Source organism: Agrobacterium tumefaciens, from assembly GCA_025559845.1.
GTDB lineage: Bacteria > Pseudomonadota > Alphaproteobacteria > Rhizobiales > Rhizobiaceae > Agrobacterium.
On the sequence record CP048470.1, the window covers coordinates 1,849,794 to 1,870,840 of the forward strand.

At 57.4% G+C, this 21,047-nt stretch carries 18 protein-coding genes; 14 read left to right on the forward strand and 4 right to left on the reverse strand.

Translation table 11 applies throughout. The features are described from left to right. The first annotated feature begins 103 nt into the window (after positions 1-103). Entirely contained in the window at positions 104-1,276 is a 1,173-nt protein-coding gene (locus FY156_24855; protein ID UXS04684.1) for a mandelate racemase/muconate lactonizing enzyme family protein, read from the forward strand. An 11-nt stretch (positions 1,277-1,287) separates the two neighbouring features. Here FY156_24855 and FY156_24860 read toward each other — a convergent pair whose 3' ends face one another. Continuing rightward, on the reverse strand, positions 1,288-2,313 hold the full coding sequence (locus FY156_24860) for a LacI family DNA-binding transcriptional regulator (GenBank protein ID UXS04685.1): 1,026 nt from the start codon (positions 2,311-2,313) through the stop codon (positions 1,288-1,290). A gap of 241 nt (positions 2,314-2,554) precedes the next feature. Between FY156_24860 and FY156_24865 the strand changes: the two genes are divergently transcribed. From FY156_24865 to FY156_24890, 6 genes are all read left to right on the forward strand, one after another. Continuing rightward, complete coding sequence (locus tag FY156_24865) at positions 2,555-3,535, forward strand: tripartite tricarboxylate transporter substrate binding protein (protein UXS04686.1); 981 nt, start codon at positions 2,555-2,557, stop codon at positions 3,533-3,535. Positions 3,536-3,593: 58 nt separating this feature from the next. Continuing rightward, positions 3,594-4,073, forward strand: coding sequence for a tripartite tricarboxylate transporter TctB family protein (locus FY156_24870; GenBank protein UXS04687.1), 480 nt, complete (start codon positions 3,594-3,596; stop codon positions 4,071-4,073). 38 nt (positions 4,074-4,111) lie between these two features. Beyond that, positions 4,112-5,611, forward strand: coding sequence for a tripartite tricarboxylate transporter permease (locus tag FY156_24875; GenBank protein ID UXS04688.1), 1,500 nt, complete (start codon positions 4,112-4,114; stop codon positions 5,609-5,611). 47 nt (positions 5,612-5,658) lie between these two features. After that, positions 5,659-7,395 carry a dihydroxy-acid dehydratase gene (locus FY156_24880; GenBank protein ID UXS04689.1) on the forward strand — a complete coding sequence of 579 codons (1,737 nt, stop codon included), beginning with the start codon at positions 5,659-5,661 and terminating at the stop codon, positions 7,393-7,395. A 30-nt stretch (positions 7,396-7,425) separates the two neighbouring features. Beyond that, positions 7,426-8,136 carry a ribonuclease activity regulator RraA gene (locus FY156_24885; GenBank protein UXS04690.1) on the forward strand — a complete coding sequence of 237 codons (711 nt, stop codon included), beginning with the start codon at positions 7,426-7,428 and terminating at the stop codon, positions 8,134-8,136. 285 nt (positions 8,137-8,421) lie between these two features. Then, positions 8,422-8,985, forward strand: coding sequence for a hypothetical protein (locus FY156_24890; protein UXS04691.1), 564 nt, complete (start codon positions 8,422-8,424; stop codon positions 8,983-8,985). Positions 8,986-9,046: 61 nt separating this feature from the next. On the opposite strand, the gene FY156_24895 is transcribed toward FY156_24890, so the two are convergent. The 3 genes from FY156_24895 to FY156_24905 are packed head-to-tail and all read right to left on the reverse strand — an operon-like array spanning position 9,047 to position 12,535. Then, positions 9,047-10,270 (reverse strand): amidohydrolase family protein, encoded by a 1,224-nt coding sequence (locus tag FY156_24895; GenBank protein UXS04692.1) that lies wholly within the window; start codon positions 10,268-10,270, stop codon positions 9,047-9,049. 8 nt (positions 10,271-10,278) lie between these two features. Further along, positions 10,279-11,802 (reverse strand): gamma-glutamyltransferase, encoded by a 1,524-nt coding sequence (locus FY156_24900; protein ID UXS05240.1) that lies wholly within the window; start codon positions 11,800-11,802, stop codon positions 10,279-10,281. A gap of 43 nt (positions 11,803-11,845) precedes the next feature. Next, positions 11,846-12,535, reverse strand: coding sequence for a GntR family transcriptional regulator (locus tag FY156_24905; protein UXS04693.1), 690 nt, complete (start codon positions 12,533-12,535; stop codon positions 11,846-11,848). Between the two features lie 234 nt (positions 12,536-12,769). On the opposite strand from FY156_24905, the gene FY156_24910 reads away from it, so the two are divergent. From FY156_24910 to FY156_24940, 7 genes are all read left to right on the forward strand, one after another. Next, on the forward strand, positions 12,770-14,326 hold the full coding sequence (locus FY156_24910; GenBank protein UXS05241.1) for an ABC transporter substrate-binding protein: 1,557 nt from the start codon (positions 12,770-12,772) through the stop codon (positions 14,324-14,326). Positions 14,327-14,407: 81 nt separating this feature from the next. Continuing rightward, positions 14,408-15,373 (forward strand): ABC transporter permease, encoded by a 966-nt coding sequence (locus tag FY156_24915; protein ID UXS04694.1) that lies wholly within the window; start codon positions 14,408-14,410, stop codon positions 15,371-15,373. Between the two features lie 11 nt (positions 15,374-15,384). Next, positions 15,385-16,341: an ABC transporter permease gene (locus FY156_24920; GenBank protein ID UXS04695.1), complete on the forward strand. Its 957-nt coding sequence runs from the start codon at positions 15,385-15,387 to the stop codon at positions 16,339-16,341. Between the two features lie 9 nt (positions 16,342-16,350). Then, positions 16,351-17,544 (forward strand): amidohydrolase family protein, encoded by a 1,194-nt coding sequence (locus FY156_24925; GenBank protein ID UXS04696.1) that lies wholly within the window; start codon positions 16,351-16,353, stop codon positions 17,542-17,544. Further along, positions 17,541-19,046, forward strand: a complete 1,506-nt coding sequence (locus FY156_24930; GenBank protein ID UXS04697.1) for an amidohydrolase family protein — start codon at positions 17,541-17,543, stop codon at positions 19,044-19,046. The genes FY156_24925 and FY156_24930 overlap by 4 nt, the downstream gene beginning before the upstream one ends. Then, complete coding sequence (locus FY156_24935) at positions 19,043-20,044, forward strand: ABC transporter ATP-binding protein (GenBank protein UXS04698.1); 1,002 nt, start codon at positions 19,043-19,045, stop codon at positions 20,042-20,044. The genes FY156_24930 and FY156_24935 overlap by 4 nt, the downstream gene beginning before the upstream one ends. Further along, positions 20,041-21,021 carry an ABC transporter ATP-binding protein gene (locus FY156_24940; GenBank protein UXS04699.1) on the forward strand — a complete coding sequence of 327 codons (981 nt, stop codon included), beginning with the start codon at positions 20,041-20,043 and terminating at the stop codon, positions 21,019-21,021. Before FY156_24935 ends, FY156_24940 begins: the two co-directional genes overlap by 4 nt. Positions 21,022-21,047: the final 26 nt, after the last annotated feature.

The window sequence follows — 21,047 nt, forward strand, 5'->3', positions numbered from 1 at the left end:
CCGGTATAGATATCAAACAATAAACAACTTGGACTTAAATTGATCGCGGCGCTATCAGTCAAGGCAAGAGATCCCCGAGTGGGTAGCGAAGCGAGGTGATGACATGGATACGCAGTCGGCAAAGACAAACCATCTGCAGCAAAGCGTCGGCAGCGACAGTATTGCCTGGATCAGGCTGTCATCGATCTTCCTGCCTTTGAAAACACCGATCAGTGATGCCAAGGTTCTGACCGGCAGGCAAAAACCTCTGACCGAGGTGGCTTTTCTCTTTGCGGAGATTGAAACGAAGCAGGGGCATAGCGGGATCGGTTTCAGCTATTCCAAACGTGCCGGCGGGCCCGGACAATATGAACATGCAAAGGAAATCGCCAACGTCCTGATTGGTGAAGATCCTAACGATATTGGCAAGCTCTGGAACAAGCTATGTTGGGCAGGCGCTTCGGTTGGGCGTAGCGGCCTGGCCGTGCAGGCGATTGCGGCATTCGACGTGGCACTGTGGGATTTGAAGGCGAAGCGTGCCGGTCTGCCATTGGCAAAATTGCTGGGCGCGCATCGCGACTCCGTCCGATGCTACAACACCTCCGGCGGTTTTCTATCGTCGCCGATCGAGGAAGTGCTGGAGAATGTCGAGCACTCCATTGCCGCCGGCATCGGCGGCATAAAGATCAAGGTTGGTCAGCCGGATATGAGCGTTGACCTGAAGCGCGTCGCGGCGGTTCATGAGCGCATTGGCGGGCGGGCAGCGATGATGGTCGATGCCAACCAGCAATGGGATCGTCCCAGCGCCATGCGTTTCGGACGGCTCATGGAGCCTTATAACCTCACATGGATCGAGGAGCCGCTCGATGCCTATGACGTCGAAGGTCATGCGGCACTTGCAGCGCAGCTCGATACGCCGATTGCCACCGGCGAAATGCTGGCGAGTGTGCTGGAGCACATCTCGCTGATCCAGAACAATGCCGTGGACTTCATTCAGCCGGACGCACCGCGCGTCGGCGGTATTACGCAGTTCCTCAAGATATGTGCATTGGCGGAGGCTAAAAAACTGCAGCTCGCCCCCCATTTTGCGATGGAAATTCATCTCCATCTGGCAGCGGCTTACGAGCTCGAGCCGTGGGTGGAGCACTTTGACTGGCTCGATCCGCTGTTCAATGAGCGGCTGGAGATCCAAGGGGGGCGAATGCTGGTCCCAAATCGTCCAGGTCTGGGCATTACTTTGTCGGAGCAGGCTGCACATTGGACACGGGCGACGGCCGAATTTGGCGTCCGGCCGTAAAGTCGTTCCTGTCAGGCCGTTCCGCGCGCAACGATGTGGAAGTCGATGTTGATCATCGCTTCCACGGTCTCGTCACCGTCAATCTTGCGCAGGATGGATCTCGCGGCTTTCGTGCCAATATCGCGGCGATCGATCCGTACAGTCGTGAGCGGTGGATGGGTGTAAGGCGCAAAGTCGAAATCGCCGAAACCGATGATAGCCAAGTCATCCGGCATTCGGCAGCCGCGTGCATGAGCTTCAGCCAGCGCACCATGGGCCACGACGTCGGACGAGCAGAACACGCCGAGTGAGCCTTCACCACGATCAAGAAGCTGCGCCATTGCGATGCGCCCGTCCCGGAACGTGGAGGGCGAGTTCATCTCCAGAGCCGGCAACTCGACATCTGCAATCCCCTTCAGACGATTAACAAAACCATCCCGACGTTGCACAGCGCGTGGATCGTTCGCGCCAACCTGCGCATAGCGATCGTAACCCCTGATCAAAAGATGTTCGGCGACCAGCGCCCCAACGGCGGAATGCGAGAAACCAACGGCTGTGTCGAGCGGTGAGGGTGTGGAATCCCATATCTCGACGATTGGCAGCCCCGCACCGGTCAACATGGCACGGGTTTCTTTCATGTGGGTGATGCCTGTCAGGATGATGCCGTCCGGGCGCCGCGCGAGAATTGCACGTGTCAGTTCCAGTTCGCGGCCTGGATCGTAACCGGAGAGCCCGAGCAAAAGCTGGTAACCGGCAGATACCAGCTCGGCATTGAGGCCTTCGATGGTCTCGGCAAATATGGTGCTTGCGACAGAAGGAACGACGGCCGCGATCAGGCGCGTTCTTCTGGAGGCGAGGCCGCCAGCCAGCAGATTGGGCACATAGCCTGTTTTGGCGATCACGCGTTCGATTGCTTCCAACGTGCGAGGTTTGACCAAGGCAGGGGTGTTGATGGCGCGAGATACTGTGACCGGAGAGACGCCCGCCAGCTTGGCGATATCGGCAAGCGTCACCGGGCCGGTTGCCGAGGCATATTTGTTCCTGTCGTGTTCGGACATTGTCATTACTCCTGTCATAAATGATTTACGCTTTCATTTTTGTATCAATCAAGAGGCGGTCGGAAAAAAATCGTCTATTACATCTCAAGATATTGAATCTTATGAATTTAAAAAATTGAGCGAATGCTTGCAGACCCGTTTTTTGACGATACAATGAAAGCGCTTCCATTTCTTCGTTAGGAGGGTTTCGGAGAATGGATCGTTATCACTGGCAGGAGGCCAGAAAAGTGGAGGAAATAACATGAACCTCAAGCGTTTCATGACGCTCGCTGCGGCGACGGCCGCACTATGTACCGTCGCTCTGCAGGCAAGCCATGCTGACGAATACCCGACCAAGACGGTAACGGTGATCGTTCCTTTCGCCGCAGGTGGCAACACAGACACGTTCGGTCGCCTCGTTGCGGAGGAGCTGGACAAGAGGCTGGGGCAGCGCTTCATCGTTGAAAACAAACCGGGCGCAGGTGGCAACATCGGTCTCGGTGACCTCGCGCGCTCCAAGCCGGATGGTTACACGATTGGTATGGGAACGGTCAGTTCCAACGCCATCAACCAGACGCTCTACAAGACGCTGCCTTACGACAAGGAAAAAGGCTTTGCGCCGATCTCCCTGATTGCCAGCCTGCCAAACGTTCTTGTGGTCAACCCGGACAAGATCAAAGCCAATTCGGTAGAAGAGCTGGTTGCATTCCTGAAGACGGAGCCAGGCAAACACACCTACGCGTCTTCAGGGGTCGGTACATCCATTCATCTTGCCGGCGAGCTTCTTGCGACCAAGGCCGACATCAAGATCACCCACGTGCCCTATAAGGGCAGTAGCCAGGCTATACTCGATGTTGTTGGCGGGCATGTCGATATGATGTTCGACAATATCCCGACAGCGGCGCAGCAGGTGAAGGCAGGAAAGGTCAAGGCGCTTGCCGTGACAAGCCTCGAAAAAGCAGACCTTCTGCCGGACGTGCCTACGATGGCAAGTGTCATCCCTGGCTTCGAGGCGACCTCGTGGCATGGACTGTTTGCACCTCCAGGCACGCCCCCTGAAATCGTCGAAAAGCTTAGCAAGGAAGTGCAGGCCATCATTGCCGATCCCGCGATGAAGTCGAAACTGGAAGCGATGGGTGTAACGCCGGTCGGCAATAGCTCCGCTGAGTTCCAGGCGTTCATCGACAAGGAAACGGCCAAGTGGGCCGAGGTCATCAAAGCCGCCAACGTGCCGCTGCAGTGAGACCATCTGCCGGCCGGATTTTCCGGCCGGCACATTTTTCACACGCGAGTATCATGCCATGCTTAAAATAAGGAACGGCCGCGACTTTCTCGGCGGCGTTACGATGATCTGTGTCGGCCTGCTGTTCATCTGGTTCGGCAGAGAACTGCAAGTCGGCAATTCCTTTCAGATGGGACCGGGTTATTTCCCGATCATGCTGAGCCTGCTTTTGATCGTGATCGGCAGCCTGATCGTCTGTCAGTCGATCATGGTCGATGCGGGAGACGATGAACCGGAAGCGTGGAACTGGAAAGCCTATTTCTGCGTGATCCTGGCACCTGTCGGATTTGGTCTGGTGCTCTCCGGGCTTGGTCTGGCGCCCACCATGTTTCTCCTGATTGCAGGCGTCGCCACCGCTAGCCGTTATGCAAAATGGCGTCACTCCATCCTGCTCGGTCTGTTCATGGCTGCTGCCTCGGTCATTCTGTTTACCAAGCTCCTGTCGCTCCCTGTCAGTGCATTCGGACCTTGGGTGCCCTTCGTCGGCGACTTCTTCTAACGCTCGCCTGCCAGCCGCGAAACCGGATTGGACAATTTATGGATATCTTCTCTAACCTCTGGCTCGGTGCATCGACTGCCTTCATGCCGATGAACCTGCTTTATGGCTTTATTGGCTGTCTGCTGGGTACTGCAATCGGCGTGTTGCCAGGACTTGGTCCGACAGCGACCATTGCCATGCTTCTGCCCATCACGTTCGGCCTTCCACCGGAATCCGCCCTCATCATGCTGGCCGGTATCTTTTATGGCGCGCAATATGGTGGATCGACGACGGCGATCCTGATCAATCTTCCAGGCGAAAGCTCGTCCGTCGTGACAGCAATCGACGGCTATCAAATGGCCCGCAACGGTCGTGCAGGCGCCGCACTCGCGACAGCAGCCCTTGGTTCCTTTTTTGCGGGCACGGTGGCGACCGTTCTCCTTGCTGTCGCGGCACCACCGCTCGCAGCCGTCGCGCTCAATTTCGGGCCTGCGGAATATTTCTCGCTCATGGTGCTCGGCCTAGTGGCTTCGGTCGCACTTGCGAGCGGTTCCCTGCTCAAAGCGTTCGCGATGATCGTCTTCGGTCTGGTCCTTGGCACAGTCGGAACTGACGTAGAAAGCGGTGCACCCCGCTACGTCTTCAATATTCCCGAACTCTATGACGGGTTGAATTTCGTTGCCGTCAGCATGGGCATCTTCGGGATCTGCGAAATCCTGCGCAATCTTGAGAACGAGCAGGAACGTTCGGTTGGCGTCAAGCGTGTGACGGGTTTGATGCTGACCAGGGAAGATTTCCGCCGCATCAAGGGGCCTGTCCTACGCGGTACTGCACTCGGCTCGTTCCTTGGCATATTGCCTGGCGGCGGTGCGATGCTGGCATCCTTCGCATCGTATGCAATGGAAAAGCGCCTGTCTCCCAATAGTTCCGAATTTGGCAAGGGTGCGATCGAAGGTGTCGCCGCACCTGAATCGGCAAATAATGCCGGTGCTCAGACGTCCTTCATTCCCATGCTGACGCTCGGCATTCCCGGCAACCCGGTTATGGCGCTGATGGTCGGTGCGATGATCATCCAGGGCATCACCCCTGGTCCGAATGTCATCTCGGACGAACCGGATCTGTTCTGGGGCATGATCGTGTCGATGTGGTCGGGTAATCTCATGCTCGTCATCCTGAACCTGCCATTGATCGGGCTTTGGGTGCGTATGCTGACCGTTCCCTATCACCTGCTTTTTCCGGCGATTATCGGCTTCTGCTGCATCGGCGCCTACAGCATCAACAACAGCGTTTTCGATGTGTTCGTCATGGCGGCTTTCAGCGTTATCGGATTTGCACTGAGCAAGTTGCGATTTGAGCCTGCACCGCTGCTCCTCGGTTTCATCCTCGGCCCGATGCTGGAGGAAAACCTGCGGCGCGCCATGCTGATCAGTCAGGGTGATCCGTCGATCTTCGTGCGCAGTCTGCTCAGCCTGTCGCTGTTGATCTTTGCCGTCATCGTACTGGTTCTCGTGCTTTCGCCGAGCATCAGCCGCAAACGCGAAGAAGCTTTCACGGAATAGTGGATCGTCGCGATCCAGAGAAGTGCCGGTCGGCACAGGAGTTTGGAATGGCAGTTAAAAAAAACTACGAGGAATTGCGCTCAGCGCGCTGGATGCTGCCGGATGATCAGCGTTCTTTCGGCCACAGGTCGCGAACCATGCAGATGGGCTATGCGCCGGAAGACTGGGAAGGACGGCCGATCATTGCCATCATCAATACCTGGTCGGATGCGCAGCCCTGCCACATGCATTTTCGCGAGCGGGTGGAATGGGTGAAACGAGGCGTGCTGCAGGCCGGTGGCTTTCCGATGGAGCTGCCTGCGCTCTCCTTGTCTGAGAATTTCGTCAAGCCAACGACCATGCTTTATCGCAATATGCTGGCGATGGAGACTGAGGAACTGCTGCGTTCGCATCCCGTCGACGGTGCCGTTCTGATGGGTGGTTGTGACAAGACGACGCCCGGGCTTGTCATGGGGGCAGTCTCCATGGGGTTGCCCTTTGTCTATCTGCCAGCCGGCCCCATGTTGCGCGGCAATTATGCAGGCAAGGCGCTCGGCTCGGGAACCGATGGCTTCAAATATTGGGACGAACGACGAGCTGGCACCATTTCCAAGGAGGAGTGGCAAGGCATCGAGGGGGGAATTGCCCGCAGTTACGGCCATTGCATGACAATGGGAACAGCCTCGACCATGACGGCGATTGCAGAGGCCATGGGACTGACGCTTCCGGGGGCCTCCTCCATTCCCGCCGCCGATGCCAACCACCAGCGCATGTCGGCGACTTGCGGGCGGCGGATTGTGGAGATGGTTTGGGAGGACCTGACACCGGAAAAAATCATCACCCCGGCGGCCGTCACCAATGCTGTGACGGTGGCGATGGCCACCGGTTGCTCGACCAACGCTATCATCCACCTTATCGCCATGGCGCGCAGGGCCGGTGTGCCGCTGGAACTTGACGATCTCGATCGTATCGGCCGCACCACCCCGGTTATTGCCAATATTCGTCCATCCGGTACGACCTATCTGATGGAGGATTTTTTCTATGCAGGCGGGTTGCGCGCTCTGATGAAGCAGCTCGGAGACAAGCTGGACCCGACCGCGATCAGTGTCACTGGCAAGCCGTTGGTTGAAGGCCTGGAGGACGTAAAAATCTGGAACGAGGACGTTATCCGTCCGCTCTCCAACCCCGTTTATCACGAGGGTTCGCTTGCCGTGCTGAAGGGCAATCTTTGCCCTGATGGCGCCGTCATAAAGCCTGCGGCCTGTGATGTGAAATTCCACCGGCACAAAGGCCCGGCTTTGGTGGCAAACAGTTACTCTGAACTGAAAACGATCATCGACGATCCGGATTATCCGCTGACGCCGGAGACCGTTCTCGTGTTGCGCAATGCTGGCCCTCAGGGCGGTCCCGGCATGCCGGAATGGGGGATGATCCCGATGCCAAAGGCGCTGCTGAAACTCGGTCTGCGCGACATGGTACGTATCTCTGATGCTCGGATGTCGGGGACGAGTTTCGGTGCCTGCGTGCTGCATGTTTCGCCCGAAGCTTTTGTTGGCGGTCCCCTGGCGCTCTTGAAAACCGGCGATTTGGTCGAACTGGATATTCCGGCGCGCAGCCTCAACATGCTCGTTTCTGCCGATGAGCTTGAAGCGCGGCGCGCCGCGTGGGTGGCGCCCGAGCCTCGTTATGAACGGGGCTATGGCTTCATGTTCACCAAGCATATCGAGCAAGCCGACAAAGGCTGTGATTTCGATTTTCTGAAGACTGAGTTTGGCGCCAAGGTGCCGGAGCCGGCGATCAACTGACAAAATCTATTGCCCTATCAAGGAGGAACGATGAAATCCGAAACCCGTGACAAGCTGATGGGTGTATCCGTCGCCACGCTCTGCTCGGCGCTCTACAAGCGCGGACTGAAAAATCAGACGATCCAGGACGTTCGGCCGGTGCGGCCGAAGGGCCGCAACATGGTCGGCCCCGCCTTTACCTTGCGCTATATGCCGGCGCGGGAGGATCGCAATCCGATGACGGTGTTTCGTGATCCGAAACACCCGCAACGCCATGCGATCGAAACCTGCCCGGAAGGCCATGTGCTGGTCATGGATAGCCGCAAGGATGCCCGTGCGGCTTCGGCCGGCGATATTCTCATTACCCGACTGATGGTGCGCGGCGGGGCAGGGGTGGTTACCGATGGTGGTTTTCGTGATGCCATGACGATCGGCGAACTGGATATACCCGCCTATCATCACCGGCCATCCAGCCCGACCAATCTGACGCTGCATGAAGCGATCGATATCAATGTGCCGATCGGCTGCGGTGATGTTGCGGTGTTTCCGGGCGATATCATGGTGGGCGACGACGACAGCGTGATCGTCATTCCGGCGGAAATCGCCGACGAGATTGCCGATGAAGCGGTCGAAATGACAGCCTATGAGGATTTCGTCGTAGAAAGGGTCAAGGAAGGGCACACCATCATCGGGCTCTATCCGGCGACGGAGGAGAACAATCTCGCGCTCTTTGCCAAGTGGCGTGAAGCAAACGGGCGGTGAGCAGTCCGCACAATGAAATTCTTGATGCGATGATGCCCGCTGGTTTGTCACCTGCGGGCATCTTTCGTCAAAGCTCCTCGAGCTTTTTAATGAACAGATTCCGAAGCAAGACCTAAGGGTAGGATCGCGACCCATCCGTATAGTAGAAGCGACGCCTGCTCGGTGGCACCTTTCACACCAGAGCAGTCGACGGGTTTGCTCGTAACGACGTTCACCAGAGCACTGAGAAGATGGATCGTTTGTCCTGGCTTTTCGGTGCGGAAATCAGATTGAAAGGAAAAGACCATGGAAGTTCTCACCGACAAGCTGCTGTCCAAGTCGGCTTATTCGCACGATATCGATGTTCCTCTCGATCAGATTGATATCGCCGACTGGCTGTTCAATCTTCCGGAGGCCGAATACCTGCGTTGCTGCGAGCCCGACCACATTGCGTGTGGCGCAACATTCACGGACGATGGACGCAAGATGTCCATCAATGTCGAGAAAATTGGCACGGGCCTGGTGATCCAGCACTATGTCGCTGACGAGGCAACGCCGTCCTATTGCCGCATGAACTCGATTTCCGATGTTTTCACGCCAACGGGTGAGCGTACACAGGTCAATGTTATCTGGGAACTCATTGCAGAAGCAATCGATGGAAATCGCACTCGTTATACCAATCAGGTAACCTGCCATCCGACCGATGCCTTCATGGCCTTCATCGAACAGCACGGTCAGTCCTTTGAACAGGCAGCAGCGGCCCGCCAGGCAGCCGGTGGCGACCACAACCATCGTGAAACGCCAAAGTTTGCCGAAAGCATTGCGCGCAAAGCGCGCGCAAGGGCTGCACTCAAAATCGCCGCAGAATAAGCGGTCTTCCGCGATCAGGTGCCAGGGCAGCAGTGTTCTGCCTTGGCACTCGCGGGTTGGCTTATCTGAGAAGTGCTGCTTTCGGCCGAACGAAAGTCTTCTTGCCGGCCTTCCAGCCAGCGAGTGCAGGTGCGGAACAGCGGATAACGTCGCAGGCATCTGTTGCGTCGAGGACGACGATGTCCGCTGAGGTGCCGACTGCCAGATCATGCGCCACACCAAGAATTTCCGCTGCCTGTGAGGTCACCATATCGAAAGCAAGCTTGATGTCGGCGTCACGGGAAAGCTGCATCACATTGGCATAGAGATTGGCCATACGCGCCAGCGAGGCGTCGCCGAACGGCGTGAATGGATTGAGAACATTGTTGGTCGCGATTGCTGTCTGGACACCAAGTGCGGACAAGGCATGCGCTGGCGCAATTCCTCGCGGGACATTGCGGGTAAATTGTCGGCCCATGAGGAAGAGATCGGTCGCGGGCAGGACCGTCACTGCAATACCGGCTGCCGCGATCCTTGTGCCGATCATTGCGAGCGTGTCGGTGTCGAGTGCCGAAAGATTGGTGACGTGGCCGATCGTCACTCTACCTGAATAGCCATTGGCCTCTGTCGCTTCGATCACCGAAGGCAGATGCGTTTTTTCCGGGTCGAGGCTGAAGTCGAGGTGGAAATCAACGTCCACGTCATGTTTTCGCGCGAGTGCAAAGATGCGCCTTACATGTTCTTCCGGATCGATATCGGTATAGGGGCAGCCACCGATCAGATCTGCGCCATCAGCCAAAGCGGCATCGAGCATTGCCTCGGTTTCGGGCTCCTGCGTCAGTCCTTCCTGTACGAAGGCGCAAATCTGAATGTCGATGGCGAAGGCGTATTCGTCGCGGACCCGCTTGATTGCTTCAAAAGACCGGATTCCGGCGCGAGGATCGATTTCAACGAAGGTTCGCATGCGATTTGTGCCGTGCGTGATTGCTTTGGCAACAAGTGCCGACGCTCTTTCGTAAACGTCTGCCTCAGAAAAATCGGCCTTGGCTTTAGCCGTCTCCCGCACTGCCTCCTCGAGCGTTCCCGCGCAGATGGTGCAGCGTCCAAGAATGCAGGCTTTGTCGAGATGGATATGGCTGTCGACAAAGCCGGGAAAAGCGAAGGCACCGTCAAAATCCTCTTCCTGCACCGCTTCGCAACGGATCGCGGTTCCAATCTCAACGATCTTGCCGTCTCTGATCGCGATGTCCGACAGTCCCGGCTGTCGCGCGGTTCTGATGTTGCGAAGGATGAGATCGACTTGCATCTGAGACCTTATACGCCGATAGCGCAGCCATCGCTGCGAGGATCATGTGCGCCGTCCATCCAACCATCATCGTTCAGCCTGATAACACCGGCTTGGCCAGAAAGTGGACTCAGGGCTGGAATGGCAATGACTTCATGGCCACGTTCAGAAAGCGTTGTCAGCACATCCTGCCCCGCCGCCTCTTCGATTTTGAGATTGTCGCGGGTGTCTGAGAATGTTCTGCCCAACAGAAAACGTGGAGCAGAAAGCGCCGCAAGTGGATCGAGGCCGTGGTCGATCAGCCTGCTGAGAAGTACGGCCAGGGTTTGTGGCTGGCCGTCGGCCCCCTGTGTCCCGTACAGAAGATGAGGAAGCCCATTCTTCAGGCCAAGCCCCGGATTGAGCGTGTAGAACGGTCGCTTGCCGGGTGCCAGGACATTGGGGCTTGCCGGGTCCGTGCTGAACGCGGCCCCGCGGTTTTGCCAGAGAATACCGCTATCTGGCAGGAGAACGCCACTTCCCCAGTCGAAATAGGTGCTTTGCAGCACGCTTGCCGAGCGGCCCTCGGAATCGACCGCTGCGAGATAGACGGTGTCGCCAGTCTTGAAACCATGTGGCCAGGGCATTGCCGACAAGGGATCAATCGCCGCAGCTTTGTTGGCCAGCTTGGGAGGGCTCAGCCAATCGGCGCATTGTTGGGCGACAAAGTTTGGATCGGCGATCATGCCCCGATCAAGAAAAGCCTGCTTCACCGCCTCGACGCATAGGTGAAAAAAGTCTGCAGACGTTGGATCTAGATCGCCCATGCGGAAATTGGACAGGATTCCCATGATCGCCAGGGTCGCTGTGCCCTGCGAAGGCGGTGGCGGTGCCAGCAGTTCAAGTCCCCGATATGTGATGGAAACCGGATCTTCGATCGTCGCGGCCGTTTTTTGCAAATCACTTCGTCGAATTGGGCTTCCTGCCGCCTCCAGTTCCTTGGCAATGCGATCCCCGAGCGCTCCGTCGTAGAACTCGCGGTGTCCGTGAATGGCAATCTGTTCGAGAACTGTCGCAAGCTCCGGCTGGCGCTGCAGCCCCTCAGTGACGAACGAAGTCGCGACACTAGTCCAGTTCTCGATCTCGCCGCTGCGATAGGTATGCCAATGCTGTTGAGAGCGGCTGACCGGGAAACCCGACGCTGCCAGTTCGATCGCGTCATCAAGAAGAGAGGTGAGGGTTTCGGTGCCTTGCCAATTCTCGCGAGAATAGCCGAGCGCAAGCCCCCAGCTATCGACGACGGCTGCCGTCGTTAGCGCCGAAAGCGGACCGCGTGTTGGAATGACGTCGAATTCGGGCAATTGGGCTGCGGCCTGACCGATGCCCATGATCGCCTTGCGCCGGCCTTCCGGGTCAGCCACGATCCAGATGGCGTCGCCGCCAAGTCCGCAGAAATGCGGATAGAGAACCGTCAGCGCCGCGCCTGCCGCAATCACGGCCTCAATTGCTGTGCCGCCACGGCGCAAAACCTTTGCGCCAGCTTCACTTGCAAGGTGGTGCGGGCTGGTAACAATGCCACGCCTGGAGCGAGCGCCCTTTTCCTTCGTTTGGTGCATGCTATTCGGTAGCCGTCATGTAGTGGCTGAGGATTTCTGCGATATCAGGGCCGTCGTCTTTGTCGTCAGACTTCGCGCGGTCTTCAACGGCGTGCAGGTGATGATCCATGATACGAATTGCCGTTTCGGCATCCTGATTTTTCAAGGCCTCAATCAGTTGTATATGTTCATCAATGCCGCATTCCGCCGAATGTGGGCGCCCAAAACGGGCGAGGATCAACGATGAACGCGAAACGACCTGGCTGATGAAGTCGATCAACAGTTTAGAGCCGGTCAGCTCGCCAAGCAGAATATGAAATTCGCCTGCAAGCCGAATGGAGCGTGGTGAGGACGCCTGCAAGGCACGTTCTTCCTCACGGACATGGCTGATCAGCGCATCAATGCCGTCTCTCGGCATGCGTTTGCACAGCCGTTCGATGACCTCGCGTTCGAGGCAACGGCGTAATGCGAAGACTTCTTCTGCCTCTTCCAGCGTTGGCATGGCGACGGCAGCACCCCGGTTTTGCTTGATCTCAACAAGACCATCAGATGCAAGTCGCAAAAGCGCGTTGCGTGCACTCGTTCGGCTGACACCGAATGTATCGCCGATCGAGTCTTCCGGAAGCTTTGTACCCGGTTTCAACGCCTGCTCAAGAATGGCACGTCGAAGTGACGCGTAGATCGCATCGCTTCTGCTCATGTTCGTGGACATCGCTGTCACTCTCTTTTGAATGCACTTTTGCAAGTCTATTGCACAAAAATTGTACGACATCCAATAAAATAAATTGCATGCAATTTCGTATTGATTTTGTATTCTTGTTGATCTAGCCTTTTGAACAATCCGCATAGAATGGCGCAAAAAGCCACCCGATGGGTTCATTTCGTTGGATGACCGTCCAATATTTTTGCCTTGTCACAAATATTGCATGCAATCGTAGGGGAACAAATAATGCAATTATCGAAAATTCTGGCGACAGGTGCGGCCCTGCTTGCTTTCACGGCGCCGGTGATGGCTGGGACGCTCAAATGGGGGGCGTCACGCGATATCAGCTCGCTTGATCCGTATTCTTACGGTGACAGTTTCGCCCTGGGCGTTCTGAATCATGCCTATGAGGGGCTGGTGCGCTACAATCGCGATCTCAAACTCGAGCCAGCGCTTGCAACGTCCTGGGAAATCGTTTCCCCGACGACATGGCGTTTCAAGCTCCGCGAAGGCGTCAAATTCCACAATGGTGCTGACTTTACCGCCGAAGACGTACAGGCGTCGCTTCTGCGGGCGTCCAACCCCAAGTCGCCACTGCGCGGCAATATTCCGGCCTACAAAGGTTCGCGCGTCATCGATGATCATACGATCGAGATTGACGTCTCTGCCAACTATCCGCTTCTGCCGAATGACCTGACGACGATCTACATCTTCGATGCAGGTTGGTTGAAGGATAACAACGCCGAAGCGCCAACGGATGTCGGTTCGGGAACGGAAGGTTACGCCACCTACAATGAAAACGGTACAGGGCCGTTCAAGGTCGAGAGCCGCCAGCCAGATGCCAAGACGGTTTTCGTCAAGTTTGATGGCTGGTGGGACAAGCCTCAGCACAATATCGACCGCATTGAGCTGACGCCGATTGCCTCACCTGCGACGCGGGTTGCTGCTCTTCTTGCTGGCGACATCGACTTTACCGATCAGGCGCCAGTTCAGGATTTGCCGAGGCTCGCAGCGTCTCCCGAAGTCAAGATCCTGGAAGGCACTGATCTGCGTACCGTGATGATTGGTTTCAGTCAGCGCGACCAACTGCTGTCGGGTGCGGCAAACCCGATGAAGGATCTCCGTGTCCGTCAGGCCATGCAGCTCGCTATCGACCTCGATCTTATCCAGAAACGGGTGATGCGTGGGAAGTCCCGAAATGCCGGCGCATTGGTCGCGCCGCAAATTCCCGGCTATGACGCAGCACTCGATACGCCTGTCAAGGCTGACCCCGAAAAGGCGAAGGCGCTGTTGAAGGAAGCCGGCGCGGAAGGTTTCGAATTCGAATTCAACTGTGCTGACAGCCTCGTCAATGAAGAACAGATCTGCCAGGCTGTCGCTTCCATGTGGTCGCGCGTTGGCCTGAAACCGAAGCTGGATCAGGGAACGCGTGCGGTCCAGACACCGAAGCGCTCTGCCGGCAAGGTCGATGTTTACACGTTGGGTTGGGCAACATTGCCGATGCTCGACACCTACAGCCTCACATCGCAGGTTCTGCATACGAAAGAAGGCTCTTTCGGCATCTTCAACTGGGGCGGATGGTCCGACAAGGAGTTCGACAAGGTGACGGAAGCCTCTGCCGTTGAAATGGATCAGACCAAGCGCCTGGCAATGGAGGCGGAGTCACTGAAGATCGCCAAGGATCATGCTCTCATGATCCCGTTGCATCAGCAGCCGCTTGCATGGGCGACAAGCGCGAAGGTCAAGGATTTCCCCTTGTTCTCCGACAATCTGCCACGTTTGTGGCTTGTGCAGATGTAAGTCGCTGCGTCGTCCCCATCGCCTGAACAAGTCAGGCGATGGGGCATTCCTCCTCATTTTTCATTCGGGGACGCTGCGCGCATGATCGCCTTTCTCGTCAAACGTATCGGCAACGCAATTCTCGTGATGCTGACCGTTGCATTCTTTGCCTTCCTCATCTTCCGTTTCCTTGGTGACCCCGTCGAGTTGATGGTCAACGAAAGTGCCACCCAGGTCGAACGCGACGAGTTGCGCGCGCGGCTCGGGTTGAACGAGAGTTTTCTCGTTCAATATGCCCGATTTGTCGGCAATGCAGCGCAAGGGGAGTTCGGACTTTCCTGGCGCAACCAGCAGAACGTTATCACGCTGATTGCGGAAAGGTTTCCGGCGACCTTCGAACTGGTCATCATCGCAACCATTCTGTCGCTGGTTATCGGTATACCGCTTGGCGTCTTCACGGCCATTGGGCGCGGACGCTGGTGGGCTGAAAGCCTGCAGTTCTCGTCTATTGTCGGTGTGTCGCTGCCAAGTTTCTTTGTTGGCATCATTCTCATCCTGGTTTTCTCCGTCAGCCTCGGTTGGTTGCCGGGTTATGGGCGAGGAGATGTGGTGAGGCTTGGCTGGTGGTCTACCGGGCTTTTGACGGCGTCCGGCCGTTCCGCCCTTGTGTTGCCCGCGCTGTCACTGTCGCTCTTCCAGATCACGCTCGTCATGCGACTTGTCCGTGCAGAAATGCTTGAGACACTGCGTGCCGACTTTATAAAATTTGCCCGTGCCCGGGGCGTCAGACGGCGGGCGTTGTGGTTCCGTCATGCACTGAAAAACTGTCTGATGCCGGTTGTGACGCTGACCGCTATGCAGATCGGCAACCTGATTGCCTTTGCGCTGGTGACGGAAACCGTCTTCCAGTGGCCGGGAATGGGAATGTTGTTCATGCAGGCCGTGACATTCGTCGATATCCCCGTCATGGCCGCGTATCTCTGCATCGTATCTTTCATTTTCGTGACGCTGAACACGGTCGTTGATATCGCCTATGCGGTGATCGATCCGCGTCTGCGCGCCGTGTGACCGGAGTTCCCATGAGCTTGACCGACACAGCCCCAAAAGTGGCAACCAGCCAAAGCAAACCGCTCTTCTCGCGTCTGCGCAATTCCGATCTGTGGTGGAGCTTTTGGCATCATCCATCGGCCGTTGTGGCTGCCATTCTCCTCATTCTTCTGATCTGTTCTGCCTTCTTTGCACCGTGGATCACTGTGCAGAACCCCTATGATCTTGCCTCGCTCGATCTGCTCAATGCGGAAATCCCGCCGATCTGGAGCGCAGATGGGCAATGGCCTTTCCTACTCGGTACGGACACGCAAGGTCGCGACCTTCTGTCTGCCATCCTTTACGGATCTCGTGCGTCGATCGTCATTGGTGCGGCATCGGTGGCGGTTTCTCTCATCGTCGGAGCGGCCTTCGGTCTGGTGGCCGGGTATTACGGCAAATGGGTCGATGGCCTTCTCATGCGCGCCGGCGACGTGCTGTTATCGATGCCAACAATGCTGATCGCCATTCTCGTCTCTGCTTTGGCAAGGCAGGCGTTGCCTGCGTCCTTGCGTGAGATCGGCGCTTCGGCGGTTATCGTTCTTGCCATATCACTGTCGGCGTGGGTGCAGTATGCCCGTACTGTGCGTGCTCTCACCATGGTTGAGCGCAACAAGGAATATGTGCAGGCCGCACGGCTGATACGTGTGTCCACCTGGCGTATTCTCCTCAAGCACATCCTGCCAAACACCACCACGCCGCTTCTGGTGACCGCGACTTTGAATTTCGGCCTCGGTATCCTGATCGAGGCGACGCTTTCCTTCCTCGGTGTCGGCATGCCGCCCGAGCAACCTTCGCTTGGCACGTTGATCCGCATTGGCAACCAGTATCTCTTTTCAGGCCAGTGGTGGATCGTGCTTTTCCCTGGTCTGCAGCTCTGCCTGCTGGTCGTTTCCATCAATGTCCTGGGCGACTGGCTTCGTGACGCCCTTAATCCCAAACTGCGCTGAGGCATATCCATGAGTGATCTTCTCATCCAAAACACCAGACCGATGGGCGGCGCTGCCGCCGACATCCTCATCAGGAACGGTCGCGTCGTTGCGATCGAATCCGGTTTGGTCGCAGATAACGTTACAGTCGAGGATGCCGGTGGCCGCGTCGCCATTCCCGGTCTCGTGGATGCTCACACCCATCTCGACAAGTCGCTGCTGGGATATCCCTGGTACAAAAACGAGGTCGGCCCGCGTCTGATCGACAAAATCGACAATGAACGCGCAGTGAAAAAGGAATATGGCCTTGATGCGCATGTCCAGTCCATGCGGCAATCGCTGCAATCGGTCGGCTATGGCACCACGCTCATTCGCACCCATGTCGATATCGACACCGATCAGGGGCTGGTTGCGCTGGAAGGTGTGATGGAAACACGCCGCCAACTGGCCGGCGTGGTTGAAATCGAAATCGTTGCCTTCCCGCAGTCAGGACTGATGCGTCGGCCCGGCACGGTAGAGCTTCTCGACAAGGCAATGGCCATGGGCGCCGATCTCGTCGGCGGACTTGACCCGTGTGGAATGGATCGTGATCCGAAGGCCCATCTCGATGTGATCTTCGGGCTTGCGGAAAAATACGGCAAGGGCATCGATATTCATCTGCACGAAGGCGGCGAACTTGGTGCGTTTTCGATGGAAATGACCTTCGAGCGTATCAGGGCACTTGGCATGCAGGGCAAGGTGGCCGTCAGCCATGCCTTCTGCCTTGGTCACTCTGACTGGAACATGACGCAGGGATTGATCGATACCTGCGCGGAGTTGGATGTTCCAATCCTCACGACGGCTCCGCCCTCGCGTGAAGTACCGTCACTGAAGCGTCTGCGTGCGGCGGGGGTTCGTTTCGGCGCCGGCGTTGACGGGTTCCGCGATACCTGGGGGCCCTATGGGAACGGCGACATGCTTGAACGCTCCATGTTGCTCGGAATGAAGAACAATCTGCGCCGCGATGACGAATTGGCGATGGCACTTGACGTCTGCACCACTGGCGGTGCGATGGCGATGGATCGCGCAGATCATTCACTTACGATCGGTGGCCGGGGCGATGTCGTAATTGTTGAAGGGGAAACGGTCGGTGAGGCGATTGTAACCCATCAGCCCCGTAAGCTCGTCGTGGCTGCTGGCAACGTGGTCGCACGGGACGGCAAAAGCCTGAAAGTGTGCCCATGAGCAATCTTCAAAGCTGGTCTAGGCTTCCACTTGGCGCACGACCTCCCGGTCGTTGGGCTCTCAAGGCGCGTTTTGTCATTGCGGATTTGCCGCAGGGCCGCCGCCTGATCGAAAACGGCGAGGTCGTTATCGAGGACGATCGGATCATCTGGGTCGGCAGTCAGTTCGATGGTGAACTCTCCGCCCGTTATGACATGGGCGATATGCTGGTCGGCCCCGGTTTCGTCGATCTCGATGCGTTGTCCGATCTCGATACGACCGTGCTGGGCATGGACAACCAGCCGAGCTGGAAGAAGGGCCGGGTTTGGCCAGCCGATTATGCCGCTCAGGCTTACGAAATGTACTCGGCGGAGGAACTCGCGTTTCAGAAGCGTTACGCCTTTGCGCAACTCCTTTTGAACGGCATTACCTCGGCTTTGCCAATTGCCTCCCTCTTTTATCGTGCCTGGGGCGAAACCGTTGCGGAGTTTGAGGCCGCCGCGATTGCGGCGGAAGAGCTGGGGCTGCGCGTCTGGCTCGGTCCTGCTTATCGAAGTGGTGGGGTGATCCTTGATAAAACAGGTGCGATGCAGCCCGTTTTCGACGAGGAGCGGGGGCTTGCCGAGCTCGCTGAGGCCGCATCATTCGCCGGGAGAATCCATGGTGCGGCCGGCGGGTTGATTTCCGGGATGTTTGCGCCGGACCGCGTTGAGACCTGCACGGAGGCGCTGCTGCGACAGACCTTCCTGCATGCCAATGACATGGATCTGCCGGTTCGCCTGCATATGGCGCAGGGCGAAATGGAACTGCAGACCGTGCGCCGCCTGCACGGCAAGACGGCTCCGGAATGGCTTGATGGGCTTGGCCTTCTTTCCCCAAGATTGATCGCGCCACACGCGACGGTCGCGACTGATGATGATCTCGCCCGCTATGCTTCCAACGGCGTGACGATAGCGCATTGTCCGCTGGTGTCGGCCCGACATGGCTCATCGCTGAAGTCCTTTTCCCGGGTGAAGGCTTTGGGTATCAATATCGGCATGGGGACCGATACAGCGCCGCCCGACATGGTGTTGAACATGGCAATCGGGCTGATGGCAAATCGCATCACTGAGAGCCGTGGAAACGCCGCGTCTGCTGCGGAATTCTACGATGCCGCGACAATTGCGGGTGCAAAAGCCCTGGGACGCAACGACCTTGGACGCCTTGCACCCGGAACCAAGGCCGACATCGCTGTTTTTGATATGGCAGACGGGATGGTCGCGCCGCGCATAGATCCGGTTCAGACGCTGGTTTATGGCGCAACAGGTCGCGTGACCCGTGCGACGATCGTCGATGGTCGTCTGTCGATGCGAGACGGACAGGTTGCGGGCATCGATCTCGCGGCCGCGCGTGGCCAGGCTCAGGTGCAATTTGACGCGCTTGTTGAACGTTACCCAGAAAGAACCTTTGAGCATCCGCCCGTCTCGGACATCTTCCCCCCGAGTTATCCGCTGCATGGTTCGAAGAGTGAGGTCACCAGATGACTATAACCGAGCATTCCGCCGCCTCCGATATTCTTGCGCTTGATGTCAGGGGGCTTTCGGTCGAATTCCCAACCCGAAGAGGCAATCTCCAAGCCTTGACAGATGTCTCACTCACCATCCGTCGCGGAGAAATTCTGGGTGTTGTCGGCGAATCCGGAGCCGGGAAATCCATGACGGGAATGGCTGTACTTGGCCTTCTGGAGCCGCCTGGACGGATCTGTGCAGGAGAGATCCGGATTGCCGGGCGACGCACCGACAATCTCAGCGATCTGGAGATGGAGGAAGTTCGCGGCCGCATGGTTGGTGCCGTGTTTCAGGACCCGCTTACCTCCCTCAACCCGTTGTTTTCTGTGGGGCAACAGCTGGTCGAGACGATCCGCCTGCATTCGGATCGTAACCGAAGTGAAGCCCGTAGCCACGCTGTCGATCTGCTCAAACAGGTGGGCATCCCCGGTGCGGAAGAGCGCATCGACCATTTTCCGCATCAGTTTTCCGGCGGCATGCGTCAGCGTGTGGTGATTGCACTGGCGCTTGCTAGCAACCCAAAGCTGATCATAGCCGATGAGCCGACCACTGCGCTTGATGTCTCCATTCAGGCGCAGATTACCTCGCTCTTGCGCCGGCTTTGCCGTGACCATGGCACCGGTGTGATGCTCGTAACGCACGACATGGGTGTCATCGCCGAAACGGCAGATCGCGTTGCGGTCATGTATGCCGGGCGGGTGATTGAGATCGGTCCGGTGGATGAAGTTCTGAGCCGTCCCAAGCATCCTTATACCCGTGGCCTGATGGGATCGATCCCGGCACTTGGAGCGCGCGTCGAACGCCTTGCCCAGATCGACGGGGCGATGCCTCGATTGAATGCCATTCCAACCGGCTGCGCTTTCAATCCACGCTGCCATGAGGCGGGATCGCGTTGTCGACAGGTGCGACCGGCAATGGTCACGGAAGGGCAGGGCGGTGTTGCCTGTCTGGTTCACGATGGAGGTGTGCAATGAGAAGCGCAAGCAATGCATTGGAAGTCGATCAGCTCACGCGTGTTTTCGACGTTTCCGCACCCTGGCTCAATCGCGTCCTCGACCGGAAGCCTAAACGTTACCTCAGGGCCGTACAGGACGTCACGTTCGTCGTAGAAAAGGGGAAATGTCTGGCGCTTGTCGGCGAGTCCGGCTGCGGAAAATCGACCGTTGCCCGGCTTGTGACCGGCCTTTATCCGCCAAGTGAAGGCGCGATCCTCTTTGCGCCAGCGGAGAAGGGCCGCAGCCGAGGCAGGCCGATGGAAGCCCAGATGATTTTTCAAGACCCACATGCGAGTCTTAATCCGCGCTGGCGTGTGGGAGACATTATCGCCGAGCCAATCCGTGAATTCGGCCTAAGGGAAGGCGTCGATGCTATCTCGGCGCGGGTTGCCGAACTTCTGCGCACGGTCGGTCTGTCTCCGGACGATGCAAACCGTTACCCGCACGAGTTCTCGGGTGGTCAGAGACAGCGCATTTCGATTGCCAGGGCGCTTGCCAGTGAACCGGAGTTCCTCGTCTGCGATGAACCAACCTCTGCACTCGACGTTTCCGTTCAGGCGCAGATCCTCAATCTGATGCGGCGCCTGCAGGATGAATTCGGTCTGACCTACCTGTTTATCAGCCACAATCTGGCGGTCGTGCGGCACATGGCAGACCGTATCGCGGTGATGTATCTTGGAAGGATTGTCGAGGAAGCAGAAACGGAAGCACTTTTCGCCAATCCGCAGCATCCCTACACGAAGCTGCTACTGCAGACCATTCCCGATGTCACCGCACCCAACCGCGACCGCGAACTGATGGGTGGGGAGCCGCCAAGCCCACTCAATCCGCCCAAGGGTTGTGCATTTCATCCACGCTGTCCAATGGCCACTGACCTGTGCAGCCAAACGGCGCCGGAGGTTCGAGCAAGGGACGGCGGCGGAAACGTGGCCTGTCACTTCGCCTCGGCAATCTGACCGCTGCTCGAATGATAAAAATCAGA

Excerpts from the sequence above, each read along its gene's own strand:
- FY156_24915 (UXS04694.1), top strand. The coding sequence starts at position 14,408 with ATGATCGCCTTTCTCGTCAAACGTATCGGCAACGCAATTCTCGTGATG.
- FY156_24935 (UXS04698.1), top strand. The coding sequence starts at position 19,043 with ATGACTATAACCGAGCATTCCGCCGCCTCCGATATTCTTGCGCTTGAT.
- FY156_24855 (UXS04684.1), top strand. The coding sequence starts at position 104 with ATGGATACGCAGTCGGCAAAGACAAACCATCTGCAGCAAAGCGTCGGC.
- FY156_24895 (UXS04692.1), bottom strand. The coding sequence starts at position 10,270 with ATGCAAGTCGATCTCATCCTTCGCAACATCAGAACCGCGCGACAGCCG.
- FY156_24870 (UXS04687.1), top strand. The coding sequence starts at position 3,594 with ATGCTTAAAATAAGGAACGGCCGCGACTTTCTCGGCGGCGTTACGATG.
- FY156_24865 (UXS04686.1), top strand. The coding sequence starts at position 2,555 with ATGAACCTCAAGCGTTTCATGACGCTCGCTGCGGCGACGGCCGCACTA.
- FY156_24885 (UXS04690.1), top strand. The coding sequence starts at position 7,426 with ATGAAATCCGAAACCCGTGACAAGCTGATGGGTGTATCCGTCGCCACG.
- FY156_24890 (UXS04691.1), top strand. The coding sequence starts at position 8,422 with ATGGAAGTTCTCACCGACAAGCTGCTGTCCAAGTCGGCTTATTCGCAC.
- FY156_24940 (UXS04699.1), top strand. The coding sequence starts at position 20,041 with ATGAGAAGCGCAAGCAATGCATTGGAAGTCGATCAGCTCACGCGTGTT.
- FY156_24880 (UXS04689.1), top strand. The coding sequence starts at position 5,659 with ATGGCAGTTAAAAAAAACTACGAGGAATTGCGCTCAGCGCGCTGGATG.
- FY156_24860 (UXS04685.1), bottom strand. The coding sequence starts at position 2,313 with ATGTCCGAACACGACAGGAACAAATATGCCTCGGCAACCGGCCCGGTG.
- FY156_24875 (UXS04688.1), top strand. The coding sequence starts at position 4,112 with ATGGATATCTTCTCTAACCTCTGGCTCGGTGCATCGACTGCCTTCATG.
- FY156_24930 (UXS04697.1), top strand. The coding sequence starts at position 17,541 with ATGAGCAATCTTCAAAGCTGGTCTAGGCTTCCACTTGGCGCACGACCT.
- FY156_24920 (UXS04695.1), top strand. The coding sequence starts at position 15,385 with ATGAGCTTGACCGACACAGCCCCAAAAGTGGCAACCAGCCAAAGCAAA.
- FY156_24925 (UXS04696.1), top strand. The coding sequence starts at position 16,351 with ATGAGTGATCTTCTCATCCAAAACACCAGACCGATGGGCGGCGCTGCC.
- FY156_24905 (UXS04693.1), bottom strand. The coding sequence starts at position 12,535 with ATGTCCACGAACATGAGCAGAAGCGATGCGATCTACGCGTCACTTCGA.